Raw genomic sequence first — 20,133 nt, forward strand, 5'->3', positions numbered from 1 at the left:
AACTCTCCTTGATCAGTTGTGGAATTCCAGACTCTGGCTTTTTTTGTTTTCGTATTAAATGAAATTTCATCGCCTGGGGTTATATTCAGTCCCGGAACCTGTCCCTGTAAGCTTTCTATAGAGCTTGCATTTGGCCTGCTTTGAATAGTTTTAGACGTCACGGTGGTAACCGCTGTGGCCGGCGAAGCATACATAGCTTCTTTAGCGGCTGTATTTTCCTGCTTTTCGCGTTCTTTTCGGTCATGGCGGCTTTCCCTGGAGATAATTTTAGCCGTAACGGATGTAACAGCAGAGGTTACATTACGCCTTGTCTGTGTACCATAGCCAACTACCACTACTTCACTAAGTGTATTACTGTCAGAATTTAATGCTACGGTTACATCAGGTTGATCTGCCAACATAACTTCCTGACGTTTGAAGCCGATATAGTTAAATTCAAGTATGCTGCCCTTCTGTGCTTCTATAGAGTATTTACCATCCATATCTGTCAGTACAATTGTAGGCGAACCTTTTACCGTTACATTAGCACCCGGAAGCGGAAGCCCGTCATCTGTAGATGTAACAACACCTGTGTACACTACAGTAGCACCACCTTTAGCATTGCTTTTAATGACACTATCGGTTATGACAAAACTGCCTGGAGTAGGGCTACTCACAACTTTTGTACCCGGTACAAATTTTATTTTCTTTGCACTGAGATAATATTCTGGATCATCGTTTTTTGAAGTAGTGAACCTTGCATTTTTAAGAAAGTATACAGAATCATTTACCTTTTTTGAATTATTAGATTTGACTCTGAATGAATTGTTTTCACTCTTAATGTTTGGTTCGTTCGTTACCACCTCCTGTTTTTCAGCAGGTACAACTGCTTCAGGGTTAAAAGTTTCTTTTACCTTTTGGGTATCTATAACGGTTACATTATTTGCAGGTATTGCTTTAGGCGCTATCGCATTATCAGGCTGTAGCATAAACAGCCCAACAGTTACAAACAGCAACATTACTGCCGCTATGCCGGTATATTTCCACCAAATGGCGGCCTTGCGTTCTTTTTTACGGTCGAGTTTTTCTTCTACGCGGTTCCATACCGCCTCCATGCGGTCAAAGCCCTTTTGCTCCTGTGCGCCGGATGCTTCTTTAAACTGGGTATATATTTTATCGTGATTTTCCATGGCTGTTCTCGTTTTGGTAATAAACATCGTTTACTAATTCCTTCAGTTTGCTGCGGGAGGCATTTAATTGTGATTTAGAAGTCCCCTCACTAATATGGAGCATTGCGGCTATTTCTTTATGCGAATAGCCTTCAATGGCAAACAGGTTAAAAACGGTACGGCAACCCTCGGGCAGGTACGTTAGCAGGTGCAGCAGGTCTTCCTCCTCAAGCCCGGCCGATTGGGCTTGCTGGGGTTCGTCCTTGCGGCCCATGTCTTCTATGTAAATATTAAAATTTACATTGCGCTTTAGCGAAAGCAGGCACAGGTTTACGGCTATTTTGCGTGCCCATGCCTCAAAGGCTTTTGTTTCTTTAAGTTGGTCCAGCTTGGTAAAGATGGTATAAAAGGCATCGGCCACTACCTCTTCTATCTCTTCCTCGCTCTTAAGGTACCTCTTGCAGGTGTAATACAGCTTTGGAGCCATAAGGTCATACACCTGCCGCTGCGCGTCGCGGTGCATTTTTCTGCATGCTGTTATGAGTGTTTCTTCTATCACAATATGTCTCTTTTATGTATAGAGCAGAAATGTTAGCAAAAGGTTGGGAGAGGGGAGAAAAAAGTTTTCAGTGATCAGTATTCAGTTCCCCTCCCCAAGGGAGAGGCAGCAGCTTCACTCTTATGATTTGATGTGAGTGCTAATTCAAACTGTACCCGTTCGTTGGCTCCCCTCTCCTTCGGAGAGGGGTTGGGGGTGAGGACTATAGGCAGGATTTATTTAATATAATGCTTGTGTCTACACGATAGAGTTGGTGATGAAGACTACTTCTTAAAGCTAAGCTTATATATATCCGTTTCGGTAGCATCGTCATCGGTGTCTTCGCACAGTAAAAACTCAAGGGTTTTATCGAGGTCTTTGTACAGGGTAATACCTTCAAATTTATGCGTTTCAGAGATCACTGCAGTTTTTTCGACTTTCATTTTTTCAATATTAAGCCTGCCAATAAGCGTACCCGCGGCTTCTCCGTCATCATACGTTGAAGACGTTTTTTCGGCAGCGGCTATAAAGTACAGCTTACCGTTTGCCAGTGTAGCATCTGTAAAGCCAGCCTGGATACCGTTTATTTTTGGTAGCTTAATAGGGTTGTAAATAATCTGGAATGCTGTGTTATTAAGCGTTCCCGTCAGGGTAAAGATGCCGTTCTTTCTTTTGGGGCCATTGCCACGGTTAAAGAGGTACCAGGTATCACCATCATTTACAGCCGCCTCGATATTAAAATCCTGCGGGTCTGTTTCGCCAAACGATTGCATGGCAAGATACAGGTCGGCGGCATCAATGTGCGGATACAGCTCTTTAGTATTGATGTTGATATGCCCGATGAGGTTACGGTTGTCTGCCGATCCTGATCCAAAAAGGTACAGGCTGTCATTTTTTATGGCAATAGCTTCATAATCGGGTTTATCGGCTTTTGGTATGTTTTCCAGCGGGCCGGTATAGTCTTTATTTACAAGCGATGTCTTATCGAGTGTTTTGGCATCAATGTTATAGTTATATACCATGTGGCTGTTGTCTGAAACCAGGTACAGGCTGCCATTATTATATATAAGGCCTGAAGCCGAACCAATACCTATAATGCGGAACAGGAGTTCCAGCGTAAACTTTTGCATATCTTATATTTTGAAGCCTTTGCGGGGCTTTGTGTTTGTTACAAAGATAAAGATAACGCAAAATAGCCCGTGACGGTATTGTGCACGGGCTATTAGTTTATGTAAATTAACGTGAGTTCGAGTTAAGGTGTTGTTTTTCTTTTCAAAACCTGCAAGGTTACAAAAACCTTGCAGGTTAATTTAGGGTTCACACAAGGTCCTGAAAACACAGGTGTTCGGAAGATTTTTAAGAGTTAGTTGACTATCCAAATAACCCTATTCAGCTTCGGAGAAGCGGCATGTCTATAGAAAATGATTGTAGGGCATGGTCAGGAGTTCCGGAGGAACGGCACATAATTTCATAAAATATGCCGCTCCTCCGGAGCTCTGCTCACTCTGACGGTACAATTGCTATAAATATGTCGCCCCTCCGGGGCTCTCTAACTGGCAAAATTAGTCTTCCGAACACCTGTGACTTCAACCTTGTAGGTATAAATTTAGAAGTTAAATATCTTATGATTCGCTTAAATTGAGCTCATATTAAATTATGTATATCAGCCGGTTTAATTTTTACTTAGTGGGTGCAAAGTATCATAAGGCTGCTACATAAAGCTTTGTGTACTTAGTGAAAAATCTGGTGAACCTTGTGGTAAAATTCCTAATCTGTAAACGTGTTAAAAGCCAGGAACTGTAGCTTAAGCGCTGTATATTCTGTAGTTACTTTTGCCTTAAGCAGGTTGTACTCTGCGGTAAGCAACTGGTTTTTAGAAGCGCTAAAAGTAATGGCCTCTATAATCCCACTCCTGAATTTAGACTGCGTGGTTTCAAATGACTTTTGTGCAAAGGCGCGGGTATCTTCCAGTTTGGTGGCAAGCAGCAGGTTTTGCTCGTGCTTGGCAGTTTCCTGCTCTATGGTTTGGCGTAGTTTTATTTTTTCCTGTTCGGTTTCTATGTTGCGTTTGTCATACTCCAGGCGGGCAAGCTGTACGTCGCGGTGGTTGCGCAATCCGTTAAAAACGGGGATGCTAAGCTGTGCACCTATATAATGATTCTTGTTATTATCGAGTTGGGTAAAAAACGGTGCCACATTAGGCGCCCCCGGCTGGTTTAGCGGTAAATAATAAAATGATGAATAGGTGTAGAACGCCGACAGTACCGGCAGGTTATTGTTCTTTTTCATGGTTACTTCTTTGCGGGCTACCTCTGCTGCCAGTTGTGCCGACTGTATTTTGGGATAGTTTTTGTACCCATTTTCGAGCAGGGTCGCAAAGTTAGCGCCAGCAAACTGTGTTGGTAATGTGTGTTGCAGCACTATACCATCGGGTGTGGTATCGGTAACATTCACTAGTTGCAGCAGGGTAAGCTTCTGGTTATATAAAAGCTGGGTTGTTGTGGTAATGGCGTTATCTTCCTGTGCATAGCTTACCTGCATATCATACAGGTCACTTTTTGGTCTGCTGCCTATTTCTACCTCTTTTTCTATGCGGGCAAGATTAAACTTTGCATTCTCAAACTGGGTAAGCTGTATCTTGAGCAGGTCCTGGGTGTAGATGATGTTATAAAAATTTTCCAGTATCGATAGCGAATACTCCGCAGCGGTAGCCTCTTTATCGGCTTTTGCCTTAAGCACCGCAATTTTGTTGCGGCGTGCCACGGTAAACACATTAAAGTTTATAAGATCCATACCCGCGCTAAGCGAAAAGTTATCGCTTTGTATGTTGCTGCTCACCCTCGTGTTAGTAGCAGGGTCTATGGTAGAGCCTATACTGTAGCTGTGCTGCCCGTTAACGCTTACCTGTGGCAGGTACTCCATAATGGGACTGCGATGGGTAGTTTCGGCACTCAATATGTCGAGCTGGCGCAACTGGAAGTCGGGCGTGTTTTTCATTCCCGTTTCCAGGCATTGTTGCAATGTCCAGGCCTGTTGTGCAACTACAGGCTGAAAGAACAACAAAAGGATACTATAAGCAATAAGGCTTTTCATGATGCTAAGGGGTTAACGGCGCTGCGGGAAGTATTATACTGCCCGCAGGCCATCAGGGTTTATAACTAACTTTAAATTTTTATTCGTACTTAAGATAAGCCAGGACGTTTAGCCTTGTTGCAGCATAAGCACGGCCCAGTACTACGGCAAGCGTTAATACAAGCAACGCTAAAAAGCCAACAATAAACGACAGGTATGAAATGCTGATGCGGTATGCAAAATTATCGAGCCACTTATCCAGTAGGAGCCAGGCGGGTACAAAGGCGATGATAAAGCCAATAATGCAAAATACTACATACTGTTTAGACAGTTCTTTTAATAGTACATTAGTATCGGCACCCAGCGTTTTGCGAATGGCTATTTCTTTCATGCGGCGCTGTATGCTGTAGGATGCCAGTGCAAATAACCCAAACAAGGCTATAGTGACAACAAGGATATTCAGCAACGAAAAAAGGTTGCGCTGGTGTATGTACTGCTCATAAGTGCGGGCAAAATTTTTGTCTACAAAGTTGTAGGTAAATGGAAAGTCAGGGTCTATATCTTCCAGCCAGATCTGTTGTATATCGGCAAGGGCACTCTCTGTTTCACCCGGATTTGTTTTTATATACAGGGCATGGGCGTTTTGCAGCATCCAGTCCATGCTTTTATAGTGCATAAAGGCCATAGGGCGTATTTTTTCCTGTAACCCGCTAACATGAAAGTCTTTTACCACCCCCACAATTTTTAGCTTAGTACTCTGGTCAAAATAAATGTAGTCGTCTAACGGCTTTTTTATGCCAAGCATTTTAACGGCTGTTTCATTAAGCAATACTGAACTTACGGTATCAGAAGCAAATTTTTCTGAGAGGCTACGGCCTTCTTTTATCTTTACTTTAAGCATTTCAAGCAGGTTAAAATCGATAGCCATATTTTGTAGCGACAACTCTGTGCTGTTATAAGTATATCCGCTAAGAAACCCGCCATTACTGCCCACATCTATAGTACCGGCAGCAACCTGCTGTACACCTTTTACTTTGCTAAGGCGTTCTTTTATATGTTCATATTTTTGTGCGATGGCTTTTCTATAGCCTTCTACATGATAATCATACGGGTTGCGGTAGTAAATATTAACTATTTGTGCCGCGCTAAAACCGGGGTCCTTAGTAGTAAGGTAGTGTACCTGGCTATAAACAATGTAAGAGCCCATTATAAAAAATGATGCTATGGCAAACTGTATTACAAGCATGGCATTGCGCAGCCAAATGCCTTTTTTACTACGGCCAAAGTTGCCTTTTAGTACCTGGATAGCCTCAAATTTAGAGACATAAGCCGCTGGAAAAACACCTGCTACAACAAGTACGAGTATAAAAATAGCCGCAAGCTGCACATAGAACTGCCCATTATTAAGCTGGAGGTTTTTATGCAGAAAAATGTTATAATAAGGTAGCGAAACTTCTACAATTACAAGCGCCAGTAATATGGCAAACAGTGTAAGTACTCCCGTTTCAAATAAAAATTGCCTGATAATGTTTCCGGTACCTGCACCCAGTATTTTTCGTACGCCAACCTCTTTTGCGCGCCTTATGGCATTTGCTGTGGCAAGGTTTACATAGTTAGCTACAGACATTGTTAATATCAGTACAGACAGTACGGTCATTATAAGCAGGAACTGGTAGTTACCTTTGCCTTCGGGCATGTCTTCAACTACAGATTTTAGCCTGAGGTCTTTAATTGGTTCGAGTATTATCTTTGTCTGCCCGTACAGTTTTATATATTCTTCGGGGCTAATGTTACTTTTTTCGGCGCTTACTTTGGTATTGTAATTATAATATAGGTTTTCTATTTTCTGCTTTACTGTTTCTGCTTTGGTAACATCGTTTAATTTTACAAAAAGTCCCCAGCTGTAATTGCCCCATTGGGTTTCGTTCTTAAACTTTGCGTCGATGCCGCTTATTACGGCATCGGGCATATAGCTGGAACGGCTTTCTATCTTGTAAATCCCCTTTACAGTAAGGGTTTTGTCTACATATTTAACCTGCTTGTCAATAGGATTATCTGTGCCAAATAGTTGTAGTGCTAATGGCTCTGAAAGTGCTATAGACGTTGGGGTAAGCACTGTTTGTGGGTTACCCTTAATAAATTTAGCAGGAAAGAAATTAAAAAAGTTTGGCTGTGCGTCTATAATTTTTGTCGCTACCTCTTTTTTGCCATTATATGCTATCACATCGTTAAGATACCAGGTGTTCATATAACAATGTTCTGTAACTTCCGGTATTTCAGCGGCAATGCGGGGGCCAAGCGGCGCGGCACTTGCTCCCCATATCATACCCGGGCCCAGGTCTGACACTACAAGATAAGAATTATCCTTATTAGGATTTTGTGCATTGTAGCTGTGCTCATCGTTCCAGTACAGTATGGCAAATATAAGCCCGGCAATTCCCAGGCTAAGCCCCAGCAGGTTTAGCGCGGTAAAGAATTTGTTGTTCTTTATCTGGTATATAAATATTTTGATCCAGTTCTTAACCATGGCTATTCATATTTAAGGTATTTAAGCACGTTAACACGTGTAGCAGCATAAGCCCTTGAGAGCACTACTATAAGGGTAAGTACCACTAGCAGTACAAAAGCGGTTATAAAAGGCAGCACAGACACCTGTATGCGGAAAGCAAACGTATCGAGCCACTTATCGAGCAGTAGCCACGCAGGTACAAAGGCTATGATAAACCCTATAAGGCAAAACACCACATATTGTTTAGACAGTTCCCTGAGCAGTACATTAGTATCTGCACCAAGCGTTTGGCGTATGGCAATTTCTTTCATGCGGCGCTGTATGCTGTATGATGCCAGAGCAAACAAACCGAATAATGCAATTACAATAACCACAATGTTAAGCAACGAAAACATATTGCGCTGTTTTACATAGCTCTCATAAGTACGCGCAAAGCCTTTATCTACAAAATCGTATTTAAACGGATTTTCAGGATCTATTTTTTGCATCCAGAATTTTTCTATGCCGGCAATGGCATCTTCCATATTATCAGGGTCAACTTTAATGAAATAGCGGTCTACTACTAACGGCAGCCAGTCGATGGTCTTAGGATGAAAGAACGTCATGGGAGGTATGGTAGTTTGCGGGCTCGAAATATGAAAATCTTTTACCACGCCTACAATTTTAAGGTGATGCCCGTTCCAGTCTATTTGTTTTCCTACCGGATTTTTTTCTTTCATCATTTTTGCAGCTACCTCATTCACAAGTATTGAGCTAATGGTATCTGAAGCATATTTATCTGAAAGTGTCCTGCCGCTGGCCATCTTTATGTGCATCATTTCTAAAAGGCCAAAGTCCATAGCAATGTCCTGCGCCTGTATGCGCGAATTTTTATAAGTATATCCGGAAGTAGTATTAGCATATTGGCCAAAACTAAAAGAACCTAATGATACTTGCTTTACACCTTTTATTTTAAGCAGTTCCTGCTTATTTGTGCTGTATACAGACAATAACTGCTTAGGATCGGGCGCGCTTTCAGGCCTTTTAAACCTTACCTCTATTACCTGTTCGCCTTTAAAGCCAAGGTCTTTAGTACTCATAAAGTTAACCTGCTGGTATACCACATAAGAGCCTATTATAAAGAATGATGCTATGGCAAACTGCATAATAAGCATACCATTGCGCAGCCATACACCACTTTTACTACGGCTAAAGTTACCCTTAAGCACATTAAGCGTTTCAAAATTAGATACATATACTGATGGAAATATACCTGCCATAACCACCACTACTACAAAAATTGCAGTAAGCTGAAGATAGAACTGGCTGGTGCTAAGGGTAAGTGTCTTATTTAAAAAGTTGTTGTAAAAAGGCAATGTAAGCTCTACAATTACAAGCGCCAGTACTACTGCGCCAATTGTCATTAATACCGATTCAAAAATAAACTGGCGAACGATATTGGCTTTTGATGCGCCCAGTACTTTGCGCAGCCCCACTTCTTTAGCTCTTTTAATGGCATTAGCTGTGGCAAGGTTTACATAATTAACTACAGAAAGTACAAGTATTAATACAGAAAGCCCTGCCATGATGATAAGGAACTGGTAACTGCCTTTGCCTTGGGCATACCCTTCTACAACAGAGTGTAACCTTGCTGTTTTAAGCTGCTCCAGGCTAACAATGGTTTTTCCGTTTACTTTTTCAAAATCTTCGGTAGACATACCTTCTTCTTTTGCCCACGGTTTTGTTTTATACTCATAGTACAATTGCTCTATGGCTTTTTCTACTTTATGCGCACCGGCAGGATCTTTGAGTTTAAGCAATAGCCCAAACCCGAAATTTCCCCATTCTGATTCTTCTTTCTTAAGGTCGGCCTCCAGGGTATTAATAACCATTTCGGGCTCTAATGACGATTTTCCCTGAATCTCGTAAACGGCTCTTACTATAACGGTGTGTTTTGCATATACAAATTGTTTTCCTACTACATCTGTAGTGCCAAAGAGTTTCTCAGCAGCTACGGTAGATAGTGCTGCACTTGAATCGTCCGGCAGGGCAGATTTTCCGTTTCCGGCAATGAAGTGAAATGGAAAGAACGAAAAAAAGTTGCCTTGGGCGTTTATCATTTTAATCGGTTCCTTTTTACCATTCACCTCAGCCATTTCCTGGCGATAATGGCAATTCAGGTAGCAGTAATCTTCTACATTAGGCACATCTTTAAGATAAGGCCTTAAGGCAGATACGTTTTGTTGGGTTACCATTTGGTTCCCAAGGTCGTTTATTACCTGGTATACATGTTCATTCTCCGGGTTCCATGCGTTGTATTCGTGTTCATCGTTCCAGTAGAGTATAGCAAACACCAGTCCTGCAATGCCCAGGCTAAGCCCCAGCATATTAAGTGCAGTAAAGAACTTGTTGTGCTTTACCTGGTATAAAAATATTTTGATCCAGTTTTTTATCATGGTTTAGTTGGTTAGGGGTTATTCGTACTTAAGATATTTAAGCACATTTACACGAGTGGCTGCATAAGCCCGGCTGAGTACTACAATAAGGGTAAGTGCCATAAGTACAACAAAGCCTGTTATAAACGGCAATGCAGATACCTGTATCCTAAAGGCAAAATTATCAAGCCAGTGGTTAAGCAGTATCCAGGCCGGTACAAATGCTATGGCAAAGCCAATGATACAGAACAGTATGTACTGTTTAGACAGTTCCCTGAGTAATACCTTAGTTTCGGCGCCCAGCGTTTTGCGAATGGCAATTTCCTTCATGCGGCGCTGTATGCTGTACGATGCCAGTGCAAACAATCCAAACAGGGCTATAACTATAACCACAACATTAAGCAGGGAAAACAGGTTGCGCTGCTTAACATAATTCTGGTAGCTGCGTGCATACTCCCTGTTGACAAAATCGTAGGTAAAAGGATAATCAGGATCTACGTTCCTTAACCAGTATTTTTCAATTTCAGCTACAGTCTGGTCCATAGTTGCAGCATCAGCTTTTACGTAAATGTTTTGGAACACGCCCAGCATCCAGCGTATGTTCTTAAAATGGAATATTGATATGGGTGGTATGGCTTTATCGGGTCCGTTGATATTAAAGTCTTTAACAACGCCCACAACCTTCATCATTTTACCGTCCCAGTTTATGTCTTTGCCTACAGCGCTTTTTACTTTCATAAGCTTTACGGCGGCTTCATTAAGCACTATATTGTCAATAGTATCCGATGCAAATTTTTCACTTAAAAACCGGCCTTCTTTTAGTTTGATGTTCATCATTTCGGTCAGGCCAAAATCAATACTCATATTGTCACCGCTTATACGCTCATCTTTATAGCGGTATTCGATCGTAGTAGAAGCGCCTTCGCCAAAGTGGATAGTACCGCCGGCTACCTGTTGTACACCTTTTATGTTTTGTAGTGCGCTTTTTATTGAGAGGTACTTGTTGTACCTCATATCATCTGTTATAGCATCGCCGTAAATGTTGCGATAGGATATGTTTATTATTTGCTCACCTTTAAAGCCAAGATCTTTAGTGCTGAGGTAGTTAATTTGCTCGTATACCACATACGACCCAATGATAAAAAACGCGGCTATTGCAAATTGTAATACGAGCATGGCGTTGCGCAGCCAGATACCTGTTTTTGTACGGCTAAAATTGCCCTTAAGCACATTAAGCGTTTCAAAGTTTGATACATAGATAGCGGGCAGAATACCGGCAGCCACTACGGTAATAAGCAGTATGCCCGTAAGCTGCAAAAAGAATGCACCGGAGTTTATAGCCAGGTCTTTATCAAGAAAGTTATTGTAGTAGGGCAGTGACAGCTCTACAATAACCAGTGCCAGCATTATAGAGATACATACCATAGCGGTAGTTTCTGTAATAAACTGAAACACGATATTGTTTTTACTTGCGCCCAGTATTTTGCGTACGCCTACCTCTTTAGCACGCTTTATTGCGTTTGCGGTAGCAAGGTTTATATAGTTGAATATAGATAATGCCAGTATAAGTATGCTAAGCCCCATCATAATTACTAAAAACTGGTAGTTGCCTTTACCTTCGGCTACGCCATCAGTTTTTGTATGCAGGCGTACTTCTGACAATGGCTCTAACGAAACCCTCGCCCCGCCGTGCTTTTTTACAAATTCTTCAGGTGTAATACCTTCAAATTTGGCAAGGCGCGTAGTAAGGTTGTCATAGTTAAGCGTATTTATATGCTTTAGTATTGCATTTTGGTCTGAGGCCTTTTTAGCTTTTATGTATAGCGCAAACTCATAATTGCCCCATTGGCTTTCTAATTCTTTTAGGGTAGCATCAAGCCGGCTTATAACAACTGCCGGCTGGTAAGATGCTTTTTTATTAAGCTTGTAAACACCCCTTACCACAAGTTTTGTACCCGAATATAATACTTCTTTACCAAGAGCCGGTGCGTCGCCAAAAAGGCTTTTTGCGGCATCTTCAGAAAGGCAGATACTGTTTTCATCGGGCAGTGCTTTTTTACTGTTACCTTCTGAAAATTCAAAGGGAAAGAACTCAAAAAAATTGCGTTGTGCATTGAGGATTTTTGTAAAGTATACTTTTTTATTGCCCGATACAATGTTGTCGTTGCGGTAATGATCCTGAAGGTAACAGTACGATGCTACTTCGGCCGATTTCTTAGCCAGGTTTGGCCCCATTGCAGCTGTGCCCGATGTCCAGAACACGTGGTCATCTACCTGGTTTACCAGTAAAAAAATACGATCCTTATCCGGATTCCACGCGTCATAGCTTTGCTCATCGTTCCAGTACAATATAGCAAATACCAGCCCTGCAATACCCAGGCTAAGCCCCAGCACATTAAGCGCGGTAAAGAACTTGTTGTGCTTTACCTGGTATAAAAATATCTTGATCCAGTTTTTTAGCATTGCTAATCGGTTTTAAGGTAAGGTAGTACATTGGTGCGCGTAGCTATAAAAGCGCGCGATAGCACCACAGTAAGCGTTAGGACCATAAGTACTACAAAGCCAACTACAAATGGGATAACAGATACCGGTATGCGGAATGCAAAATTATCGAGCCACATATCCAGCAGCATCCAGGCAGGTACAAAAGCTATGGCAAAGCCAATGATACAGAATATAATGTACTGTTTAGAAAGCTCCCTAAGCAGTGTACCGGTTTCGGCACCCAGTGTTTTGCGGATCGCAATCTCCTTCATGCGGCGCTGTATGCTGTAACTTGCCAGTGCAAAAAGGCCTACAAGTGCTATAAATATTACCACTATGTTGAGCAGCGAAAACAGGTTGCGCTGTTTTATGTACGACTGATAGGTGCGTTCATAAGCCTTATCTACAAATTCATATTGAAAAGGATATTCGGTATCTACTTTTGCAGTCCAGTATTTATCAAGTGCTGCAAGGGTTTGTTCTATATTATTTGGGTCAACTTTTATGTACATCTTATCCATATTATAAAGCATCCAGTCGACGGTTTTTAAATGGAAAAACGACATAGGAGGTATAGGAGCCTGTGGCCCGTACATATGAAAATCTTTAACTACACCCACAATTTTAAGTTTCTGGCTATTCCAGTCTACTATCTTGCCAATGGGGTCTTTTTCATGCATCATTTTGGCAGCCGTTTCATTTATCATCATGCTGCTTATGGTATCAGAAGCAAACTTCTCTGACAGGTTACGACCGCTGGCCATTTTTATCTTCATCATGTCTATGAATTCAAAATCCATGGCCATGTTTTGTGCCTGTATGTTTTTATTGTGGTAGGTAAACCCGGAAGATGATGCAGCACCATCGGCCAACGAAAATGCTGCACCGCTAACATTTATTACCCCCGGTATTTTTTTGACTTCCTGTTTTACCCTATCATAATTATTAAAAATTATGCTTGTACTGTCATTGTGCACTTTACGGTAAACAACATTAATAACCTGCGCGCCACTAAGGCCAAGGTCTTTGTTTGCCATAAAGCTTACCTGCTCATAAACGATGTAAGAACCCACAATAAAAAACGAAGCTATGGCAAACTGTACTACAAGCATCGCATTGCGCGCCCATACACCGCTTTTGCTACGGGTAAAGTTGCCCCGTAGTACATTTAATGTTTCAAAATTTGCGACATAAACAGCCGGTAAAATACCTGCGGTAACTACCACTATTATAAACGTAATAACAAGTTGCATATAAAAAAGGCTGCTGTTTAGTACCAGTGTTTTATTTAAAAAATCGTTATAAAAGGGTAGTGCTAGCTCTACTATTACCAGTGCCAGCAATAAGGCTGTGATGGTAATTATTATGGTTTCGAATACAAACTGCTTTATAATGTTGCCTTTGCCGGCTCCCAGTACCTTGCGCACGCCCACCTCTTTAGCTCTTTTAATAGCATTAGCTGTGGCAAGGTTTATATAGTTAGTTATCGATAGGATAAGTATAAGTACAGACAGCCCTGCCATAATAAGTAAAAACTGGTAGTTGCCGCGCCCTTCAGGATAACCCTCTGTAATAGAGTGCAGCCTGGCATCGGCCAGCTTTTCCAGTGATATTTTAAACGGAGGGTTTGCCTTAAGGTATTCCTCCAGATCAATACCTTCTTCTTTAGCAGACGGCTTTGTTTTATACTCCATAAAAAGGCCTTCCAGTTTTTTCTGAACACCGGCTGCATTTTGTGGTTTTACTTTTAGGAGCAGGCAAAAATTAAAGTTACCCCACTGGTCTTCGTTACCTTTAAGGCGTGTTTCATAAATAAGGCTGGTAACTGCTGCGGGCGAATAAGACGATTTACCGGGAATATGGTATACACCACGCACCACCAGCTGGCGGCCACTGTATTTTATAGTTTTTCCTATAGGATCCTGATCGCCAAAAAGACGGGTTGCAACCTCATCGCTAATGGCAATGCTGCCACTATCCGGCAGGGCTGTTTTAGCATTACCACGAATAAACTCAAAAGGAAATAATGAAAAGAAGTTGGGCTGGGAATCCAGAATTTTTATTTTTTCCTTTTTTTGCCCGTATTGCACTATTTCATCAAAATACCAGTTGTTAAGGTAGCAAAACTCTTCTATCTCAGGCATATCTTTCATGTACTTAGCCAATGGATACACACTGTGTGCCCATATCATATCGTCGTTTATATGACTTAGTACCTGGTGCACTTTTTCTTTTTCAGGATTCCAGGCGTTGTAAGAATGCTCATCGTTCCAGTACAGTATGGCAAATACCAGCCCGGCAATGCCCAGGCTAAGCCCCAGCGTATTAAGAGCAGTAAATACCTTATTTCTCTTTGCCTGGTACAAGAATATTTTTATCCAGTTTTTTAACATGGTAATGCATTGATTTTTTGATTGATGATTGAAAGTAGCCGATAATTAAAGTCAGAACCCTAATGTCTAAATATCCATCGACAGGTTTTTACATTCGTCTTTATGATTTTATGACTTTCGGCTCTAAAACTTGTTTACCCCACAAACACATCTACTTTTTTAGTGTTGTTTCTTTCGCTCAGTACCATACCGTCTTTCATGATAATGGTGCGTTGCGAGAACGATGCATCGTGCTCAGAGTGGGTAACCATAAGAATGGTAGCACCGTTTGCGTGCAGGTCGGTTAGCAGCTCCATAACCTCGTTACCATTTTTACTGTCCAGGTTACCTGTTGGCTCATCCGCCAGGATAATCTTAGGGTCGTTAACCAGCGCACGCGATACGGCTGCCCTTTGCTGCTGCCCACCCGAAAGTTGTTGTGGGTAGTGCTTAAGCCTGTGGCTAATGGCAAGCCTTTCGGCTATGGCCTCAACCTTCTTTTTACGCTCAGTAGCAGGCACATTATTATAAATAAGCGGCAGTTCGATATTATCGTATACCGAAAGTTCATCGATAAGGTTAAAGTTTTGGAACACAAAGCCTATGTTTTCTTTGCGAACTTTAGACTTAGCTGTTTCACTAAGGCCGTTTATTTCGTTATCCAGCAGTTTGTAGCTGCCGCCACTGGCGTTGTCCAACAGGCCTACAATGTTTAGCAGGGTAGACTTTCCACAGCCCGAAGCGCCCATTATGGTTACAAACTCGCCTTGCTTTATTTGCAGCGATACATTGTTAAGTGCAGTTGTTTCTACTTCTTCTGTACGGAATACTTTACTAAGGTTTTCGATTTTTATCATGGCTTGTGTATTTTTTTTAATTGTGATTGTATTATTTGATTGTTGAAAATGTTTTTTCGGCATAGTTTACCCATTCTTCATCGGGTATTTCGCTGTCAAGGTAATAATCAGGCTGCAGGCCAATATCGTCTATAGCCATATGCGGTATGCGAAAGCTTTTAGAAAGGCAGTACCCTAATTGTAAAGTGCCACAGGGCGATATTACAAAATGCATATTGCTAATATCAAGCATACCGGCGGTTGTAGTGCCAAACAGTTTTGTTTTACTGCTTTGCTTTGCCGCAAGTAAAAACTGCTCTGTCGTGCTGGCATTATTTTCGTTTATCAGTATGGCTACATTTTCAGGATAGTTATAAACAGTATCAAGTGTTTGCACAAAAACCTTTTGTTCATGCAGGTTTACAAATTTGCCGGGGTTATCGTTTAGTTTTTTAAGCTCGGCAGTAATTTCAGCTTTTTCTGCTTCGCTTATTCCCGGCTCCTTTAAAAAGCCTTCCATACGCTCGTTGTTTAACTTAGTCGAATACATTTGTGTTGCCACAATGCGTATGGGGTTTGTGTACAGGTATTTTACTATTTCCCGGTAGCTTCCGTCAGATCCGCCACCGTTGTTCCTTACATCAATAACCAGGTTTTTAGTACGTATAATTTTATCATGATTAGCCCGTATTACGCTGTCTATATCTTTTTTATAGCCCCCGTCAAAGCTTGGTATACGCAATACCAGTGTATTGGCAGAATGCTGTTGTACCATAGGGCCATCTGAACCCAAAAGCGCTACGTAGTTTTTTAAGGCCTGTACATCCTGTACTTTAGGGTTATCACGCTGAAATATAAACCTGCCAAGTAATATCGTATTTGCTCCTATAAGGCGAGCATTTTCAAATTTATAAGTTTGATAATTTCTTAAGTAGAACTCGCCGTTGTAGCCTGTTTTATCGGCATTAGGCTTTGCACGCAGTTTTATCTGGTTTTTTTGCCATGCGGTACCTGCGCCATCAAGTATAAAACCAATGTAGCCATCGCCTTTTTTAATGATACCAATAGTGTATGGAGTAGTTTTCCAGATACCCTCTAATGATTTTGGATCGGCTTTCGCCAGATACTTTAGAAATTGTTTCTCAGTAACAGGATATTTTTCCCAGTCAGTATGGCTGTCTACTGCCGCCGTCGGAGCTGCTACATTATTTACGGCATTAGCCGATATATGCCCGCCCCTAAAAAACTTTAGCCACTCATAAACGGCTGCCGCGCAATCTTCTTTAGTTGTAATTGTTTTTACTTTATCAGCAAAAATAGCATTATGCTGCCTGTAGGCCTCTGCACCTTTTTTATCTATAACATACTGAAAACCGGCATCATTTTCTTCAAAGGTTTTCTTTGCCCAATTAAAACTTTCTGAGCAGGGGCAATCCTGGGCCACTGTTACCAGTGTCATTAAAAATATGCACAATTGTAAAGCCTTTTTCATAATGTTTTAGATTTGCCCGGCGGGATTGATTAGGCCCCGCCGGACGATTGGTTAATTAATAATTACCTTTTTTTGATTGATGATTGAACTCTGAATTTTATAGTGTGCTCCACGAGCATTTGTAAGAACCCTGTGTGTTTTGGCCTTTAAACTTTATTTTGTACTGAATGCCTGCTTTTAGGCTTATGTATTTTTCGGCACTGCCGGTTTTATTAAAAGCATACAACAGGCCAGGCGAAGACGCATCTTCTTCCAGTAATACTTCGAGGCTGCCTTTTTTAACCTCTGCAATGCATTTAAGGCTTAGCTTTACATCTTTTGGGCTTTTAATAAGCACATAGGTAGTGCCGTTATATTGCTTATAAGAAGCCCTGGTTTCATTTGTACCGTTACTGTTGCTCCAGCCTTTATAATCTGCGGTTGATTCTGACTTTTCAAAGTATGTACCCGATGCCGTTACTTGCGGGCTGTCCTGGGCTACAGATTTTATTGTGGCAACGATCAGTAATATGGCGGTAAAAAATAATCGTATCATGCTATTCTAAATTTAATATTTCTATTTCTTTATAATCGGCATAGTTGCTGGTTACCACTTTATCGCCTTCCTTGAGGCCGCCCAGTACCTCATAATATACCGGATTTTCGCGTCCCAGTTTTATTTCGCGGCGTTCGGCTTTATCGCCGTTCACTACAAATACCCATTTTCCGGCTGTTTCTTCATAAAACCTGCCTTTTGGCAATACGGTTGTTTTTGCTTTTTCAGACAGTATAAGGCGTACGCCAAAGCTAAGTCCCTGTTGCAGGTGCAGCTCTTTATCTGATGTAAAGGTGAGCTCTACTAAAAAGCGACCACTCTTAATTTCAGGGATTACGCGGCTTACCGTTACATCAAGCGTTTCGCCTTTATAATCAATCTGCCCTTTCTGGTTAGCCGATACACGAGGAAGGTAGTACTCATCAACTTCGGCTACCAGTTTGTAACCTTTCATTACGTCAATTTTGCCAATGCTTTCGCCTGCCTGGTAGTTTTTACCCAATACAGGTTCAAAAGATGTTAGCCTGCCGGTAAGCGGCGCCGTTACTAAAAAGTTCTTTTTGTTTTTGCGCAATATGTCAAGGCTTTTGTACATAATGGTTTGCGACTGCGATATCTGGCCTATTTGTATCAGGTTGGCCTGCTTTTCTTTTTGTATGCTTTGCTGTATGATGTTCTTACGCTCTTTCTGAAAACGGAAGTTCTCTTTTGTTTTCTCCCATTCGTTTTTAGAAAGTATCTCTTCTTTAAAAAGCTTCTCGTTCAGGTCATACAGGTTTTTAGCATCCTGGTAGTCGTGGTCTATGGCTACAAGGTCTTTTGCCATGCTCAGTTCCTGGTTACGTAGATCGAGCTTTGCTTTGCTCAGGTTATTTATCTGCTCTATTATCGATGTTTCCTGGGTTACATAGCTCAACTCGGTATTCGGGTTGTACAACCTTGCCAATGGCTGGCCCTGTGTAACCATATCGCCATTTGCTACAAATATTTCCTGTATCGACCCGCCTTCAATAACGTTTAGCAGCATAGCGTTAAGCGGTTCTACCTTTGCCTGAAAAACAATGAAGTCTTCAAAAAAAGCTTTTTCAACGGTTTTAACAGATAGTTCATTTTTATCTACTGTAAGGCTGCGCTTTTTTGTTACCGCTGCAAATACAAAGTATCCCGCCAATAAAAAAGCCGGTATTGCCATAAGCAGATATTTATTTTTTTTACTTTTACGGGTAACGATAGTGTCCATTGAGTGCTTGTTTGGCATACATAATAGCAATTTTGTGCCATACATTTAAAAATGGTAACTATCTGTAAACCAGCTAATATTTTAATTACCCTAAAACACATAGTGTCCGATATCGGACAGTGTTTGTCCGAAACCGTACAGTGCATGAAAAAAACGCAGGCAGGCATTTTAGTCATAGATGATAAAGAAGACATCCTTTTTGCATCTAAACTGGTGCTCAAAAAACATTTTGAACATATTTTTACCCTGCCCGACCCTAAAAAGGCCATCGCCCTGCTGGCAGAAAACCCTATTGATGTGGTATTGCTGGATATGAATTACCGTATGGGCTTAGACGATGGGCGCGAGGGCATTTACCTGCTTAAGGAGATAAAAACCTTTTCGCCTAAAACGGTTGTAATACTAATGACAGCATTTGGCAAGGTAGAAACGGCAGTAGAAGGCCTTAAGCTGGGTGCTTTTGATTATATATTAAAACCCTGGGATAATGATAAGCTGGTAGAGGTGGTAAAAGCTGCCGTAACCGAAAGCCGCAAACTACGCAAGCAGGAGCAGGGTGCAGCGACTAACAACAGTTATTTTATTGGCGAATCGACTGCCATAAAAAAAGCCTACAGCCTTGCGGCAAAGGTGGCACGGACCGATGCTAACGTATTGATACTGGGTGAAAACGGTACGGGTAAGTATGTAATGGCAAATTACATTCACCAAAATTCTGCGCGTAGCAGCCAGCCTTTTATACACGTAGACTTAGGTGCGCTGAGCGAATCTATTTTTGAGAGCGAGTTATTTGGCTATGCCAAAGGTGCCTTTACCGATGCCAAGGCGGATACTCCCGGACGTTTTGAACTGGCAAATAACGGTACTATTTTTTTAGATGAAATAGGCAATGTGCCCCTGCATTTACAGTCGAAACTGTTGCAGGTTATACAAAACCGACAGGTTATAAGGCTGGGCGAGGGTAAGGCACGTCCGCTAAATGTGCGTATTATTACCGCAACCAACATCGACCTTAAAAAAGAAGCCGGGCTTAAAACCTTTCGCGAAGATTTATATTACCGCATTAATACCATGGAAATTATCCTGCCGCCGCTGCGCGAAAGGCGTGAAGACCTGGCAGCACTGGCGCAGTTCCTGCTGAGTAAAATGGCAGATAAGTATGAACGAGCCGATCTTGAATTTGAACCCTTTGCTTTACAGCAGATACAAAACCATGCCTGGAACGGTAACATCCGCGAGATGGAAAACCGTATAGAGCGTGCCGTAATATTGTGCGATGAATGCATTATTACCGCTGCCGACCTGGATCTTGAAGACATCATCGAAATACAGACCGAAAAAGATGTACAGCTTTCGGACATCGAAAAACATACCATTGATAAAACACTTCAAAAACATAATTTTAACATCAGTAAGGCCGCCGATGAACTCGGGCTTTCGCGTGCTGCGCTTTACAGGCGTATTGAAAAGTATGAACTGGGTAAACACTAACG

Annotated in this window: 12 protein-coding genes and 1 pseudogene; 1 reads left to right on the plus strand and 12 read right to left on the minus strand. The window is 41.7% G+C overall.

All coding sequences use genetic code 11. The annotated features are described in order from the left end of the window. Nucleotides 1-389: 389 nt before the first annotated feature. The 12 genes and pseudogenes from DYH63_RS21820 to DYH63_RS04740 all read right to left on the minus strand — a co-directional run. Nucleotides 390-1,196: pseudogene (locus DYH63_RS21820) on the minus strand (carboxypeptidase-like regulatory domain-containing protein); the annotation flags it as partial. Then, nucleotides 1,153-1,671: an RNA polymerase sigma factor gene (locus DYH63_RS04690; RefSeq protein WP_116790736.1), complete on the minus strand. Its 519-nt coding sequence runs from the start codon at nucleotides 1,669-1,671 to the stop codon at nucleotides 1,153-1,155. The gene DYH63_RS04690 and the pseudogene DYH63_RS21820, both read right to left, overlap by 44 nt. Before the next feature lie 299 nt (nucleotides 1,672-1,970). Further along, complete coding sequence (locus DYH63_RS04695; RefSeq protein WP_116787715.1) at nucleotides 1,971-2,816, minus strand: DUF6929 family protein; 846 nt, start codon at nucleotides 2,814-2,816, stop codon at nucleotides 1,971-1,973. A gap of 637 nt (nucleotides 2,817-3,453) precedes the next feature. Further along, nucleotides 3,454-4,779, minus strand: a complete 1,326-nt coding sequence (locus DYH63_RS04700) for a TolC family protein (RefSeq protein ID WP_116787716.1) — start codon at nucleotides 4,777-4,779, stop codon at nucleotides 3,454-3,456. 79 nt (nucleotides 4,780-4,858) lie between these two features. Continuing rightward, on the minus strand, nucleotides 4,859-7,285 hold the full coding sequence (locus tag DYH63_RS04705; RefSeq protein ID WP_116787717.1) for an ABC transporter permease: 2,427 nt from the start codon (nucleotides 7,283-7,285) through the stop codon (nucleotides 4,859-4,861). A 2-nt stretch (nucleotides 7,286-7,287) separates the two neighbouring features. Beyond that, entirely contained in the window at nucleotides 7,288-9,702 is a 2,415-nt protein-coding gene (locus tag DYH63_RS04710) for an ABC transporter permease (RefSeq protein WP_116787718.1), read from the minus strand. Nucleotides 9,703-9,720: 18 nt separating this feature from the next. Then, nucleotides 9,721-12,144, minus strand: a complete 2,424-nt coding sequence (locus DYH63_RS04715) for an ABC transporter permease (protein ID WP_116787719.1) — start codon at nucleotides 12,142-12,144, stop codon at nucleotides 9,721-9,723. Nucleotides 12,145-12,146: 2 nt separating this feature from the next. After that, nucleotides 12,147-14,558, minus strand: a complete 2,412-nt coding sequence (locus DYH63_RS04720) for an ABC transporter permease (RefSeq protein WP_116787720.1) — start codon at nucleotides 14,556-14,558, stop codon at nucleotides 12,147-12,149. Between the two features lie 134 nt (nucleotides 14,559-14,692). Then, complete coding sequence (locus DYH63_RS04725; protein ID WP_116790737.1) at nucleotides 14,693-15,394, minus strand: ABC transporter ATP-binding protein; 702 nt, start codon at nucleotides 15,392-15,394, stop codon at nucleotides 14,693-14,695. A 31-nt stretch (nucleotides 15,395-15,425) separates the two neighbouring features. Continuing rightward, the gene (locus DYH63_RS04730) at nucleotides 15,426-16,865 is read right to left on the minus strand and encodes a S41 family peptidase (protein ID WP_116787721.1); all 1,440 of its coding nucleotides are present in this window, start codon (nucleotides 16,863-16,865) and stop codon (nucleotides 15,426-15,428) included. 97 nt (nucleotides 16,866-16,962) lie between these two features. Further along, nucleotides 16,963-17,400 (minus strand): hypothetical protein, encoded by a 438-nt coding sequence (locus DYH63_RS04735; RefSeq protein ID WP_116787722.1) that lies wholly within the window; start codon nucleotides 17,398-17,400, stop codon nucleotides 16,963-16,965. A 1-nt stretch (nucleotide 17,401) separates the two neighbouring features. Next, complete coding sequence (locus DYH63_RS04740) at nucleotides 17,402-18,640, minus strand: efflux RND transporter periplasmic adaptor subunit (RefSeq protein WP_116787723.1); 1,239 nt, start codon at nucleotides 18,638-18,640, stop codon at nucleotides 17,402-17,404. A 144-nt stretch (nucleotides 18,641-18,784) separates the two neighbouring features. Between DYH63_RS04740 and DYH63_RS04745 the strand changes: the two genes are divergently transcribed. Continuing rightward, entirely contained in the window at nucleotides 18,785-20,131 is a 1,347-nt protein-coding gene (locus tag DYH63_RS04745) for a sigma-54-dependent transcriptional regulator (RefSeq protein WP_116787724.1), read from the plus strand. Nucleotides 20,132-20,133: the final 2 nt, after the last annotated feature.

This window comes from Flavobacterium psychrotrophum, assembly GCF_003403075.1.
GTDB classification, from domain to species: Bacteria; Bacteroidota; Bacteroidia; order Flavobacteriales; family Flavobacteriaceae; genus Flavobacterium; species Flavobacterium psychrotrophum.

Bases quoted from the DNA above. Each gene is read 5' to 3' on its own strand.
- DYH63_RS04690 (WP_116790736.1), bottom strand. From the start codon at position 1,671: ATGCACCGCGACGCGCAGCGGCAGGTGTATGACCTTATGGCTCCAAAG.
- DYH63_RS04695 (WP_116787715.1), bottom strand. From the start codon at position 2,816: ATGCAAAAGTTTACGCTGGAACTCCTGTTCCGCATTATAGGTATTGGT.
- DYH63_RS04700 (WP_116787716.1), bottom strand. From the start codon at position 4,779: ATGAAAAGCCTTATTGCTTATAGTATCCTTTTGTTGTTCTTTCAGCCT.
- DYH63_RS04705 (WP_116787717.1), bottom strand. From the start codon at position 7,285: ATGGTTAAGAACTGGATCAAAATATTTATATACCAGATAAAGAACAAC.
- DYH63_RS04710 (WP_116787718.1), bottom strand. From the start codon at position 9,702: ATGATAAAAAACTGGATCAAAATATTTTTATACCAGGTAAAGCACAAC.
- DYH63_RS04715 (WP_116787719.1), bottom strand. From the start codon at position 12,144: ATGCTAAAAAACTGGATCAAGATATTTTTATACCAGGTAAAGCACAAC.
- DYH63_RS04720 (WP_116787720.1), bottom strand. From the start codon at position 14,558: ATGTTAAAAAACTGGATAAAAATATTCTTGTACCAGGCAAAGAGAAAT.
- DYH63_RS04725 (WP_116790737.1), bottom strand. From the start codon at position 15,394: ATGATAAAAATCGAAAACCTTAGTAAAGTATTCCGTACAGAAGAAGTA.
- DYH63_RS04730 (WP_116787721.1), bottom strand. From the start codon at position 16,865: ATGAAAAAGGCTTTACAATTGTGCATATTTTTAATGACACTGGTAACA.
- DYH63_RS04735 (WP_116787722.1), bottom strand. From the start codon at position 17,400: ATGATACGATTATTTTTTACCGCCATATTACTGATCGTTGCCACAATA.
- DYH63_RS04740 (WP_116787723.1), bottom strand. From the start codon at position 18,640: ATGGACACTATCGTTACCCGTAAAAGTAAAAAAAATAAATATCTGCTT.
- DYH63_RS04745 (WP_116787724.1), top strand. From the start codon at position 18,785: ATGAAAAAAACGCAGGCAGGCATTTTAGTCATAGATGATAAAGAAGAC.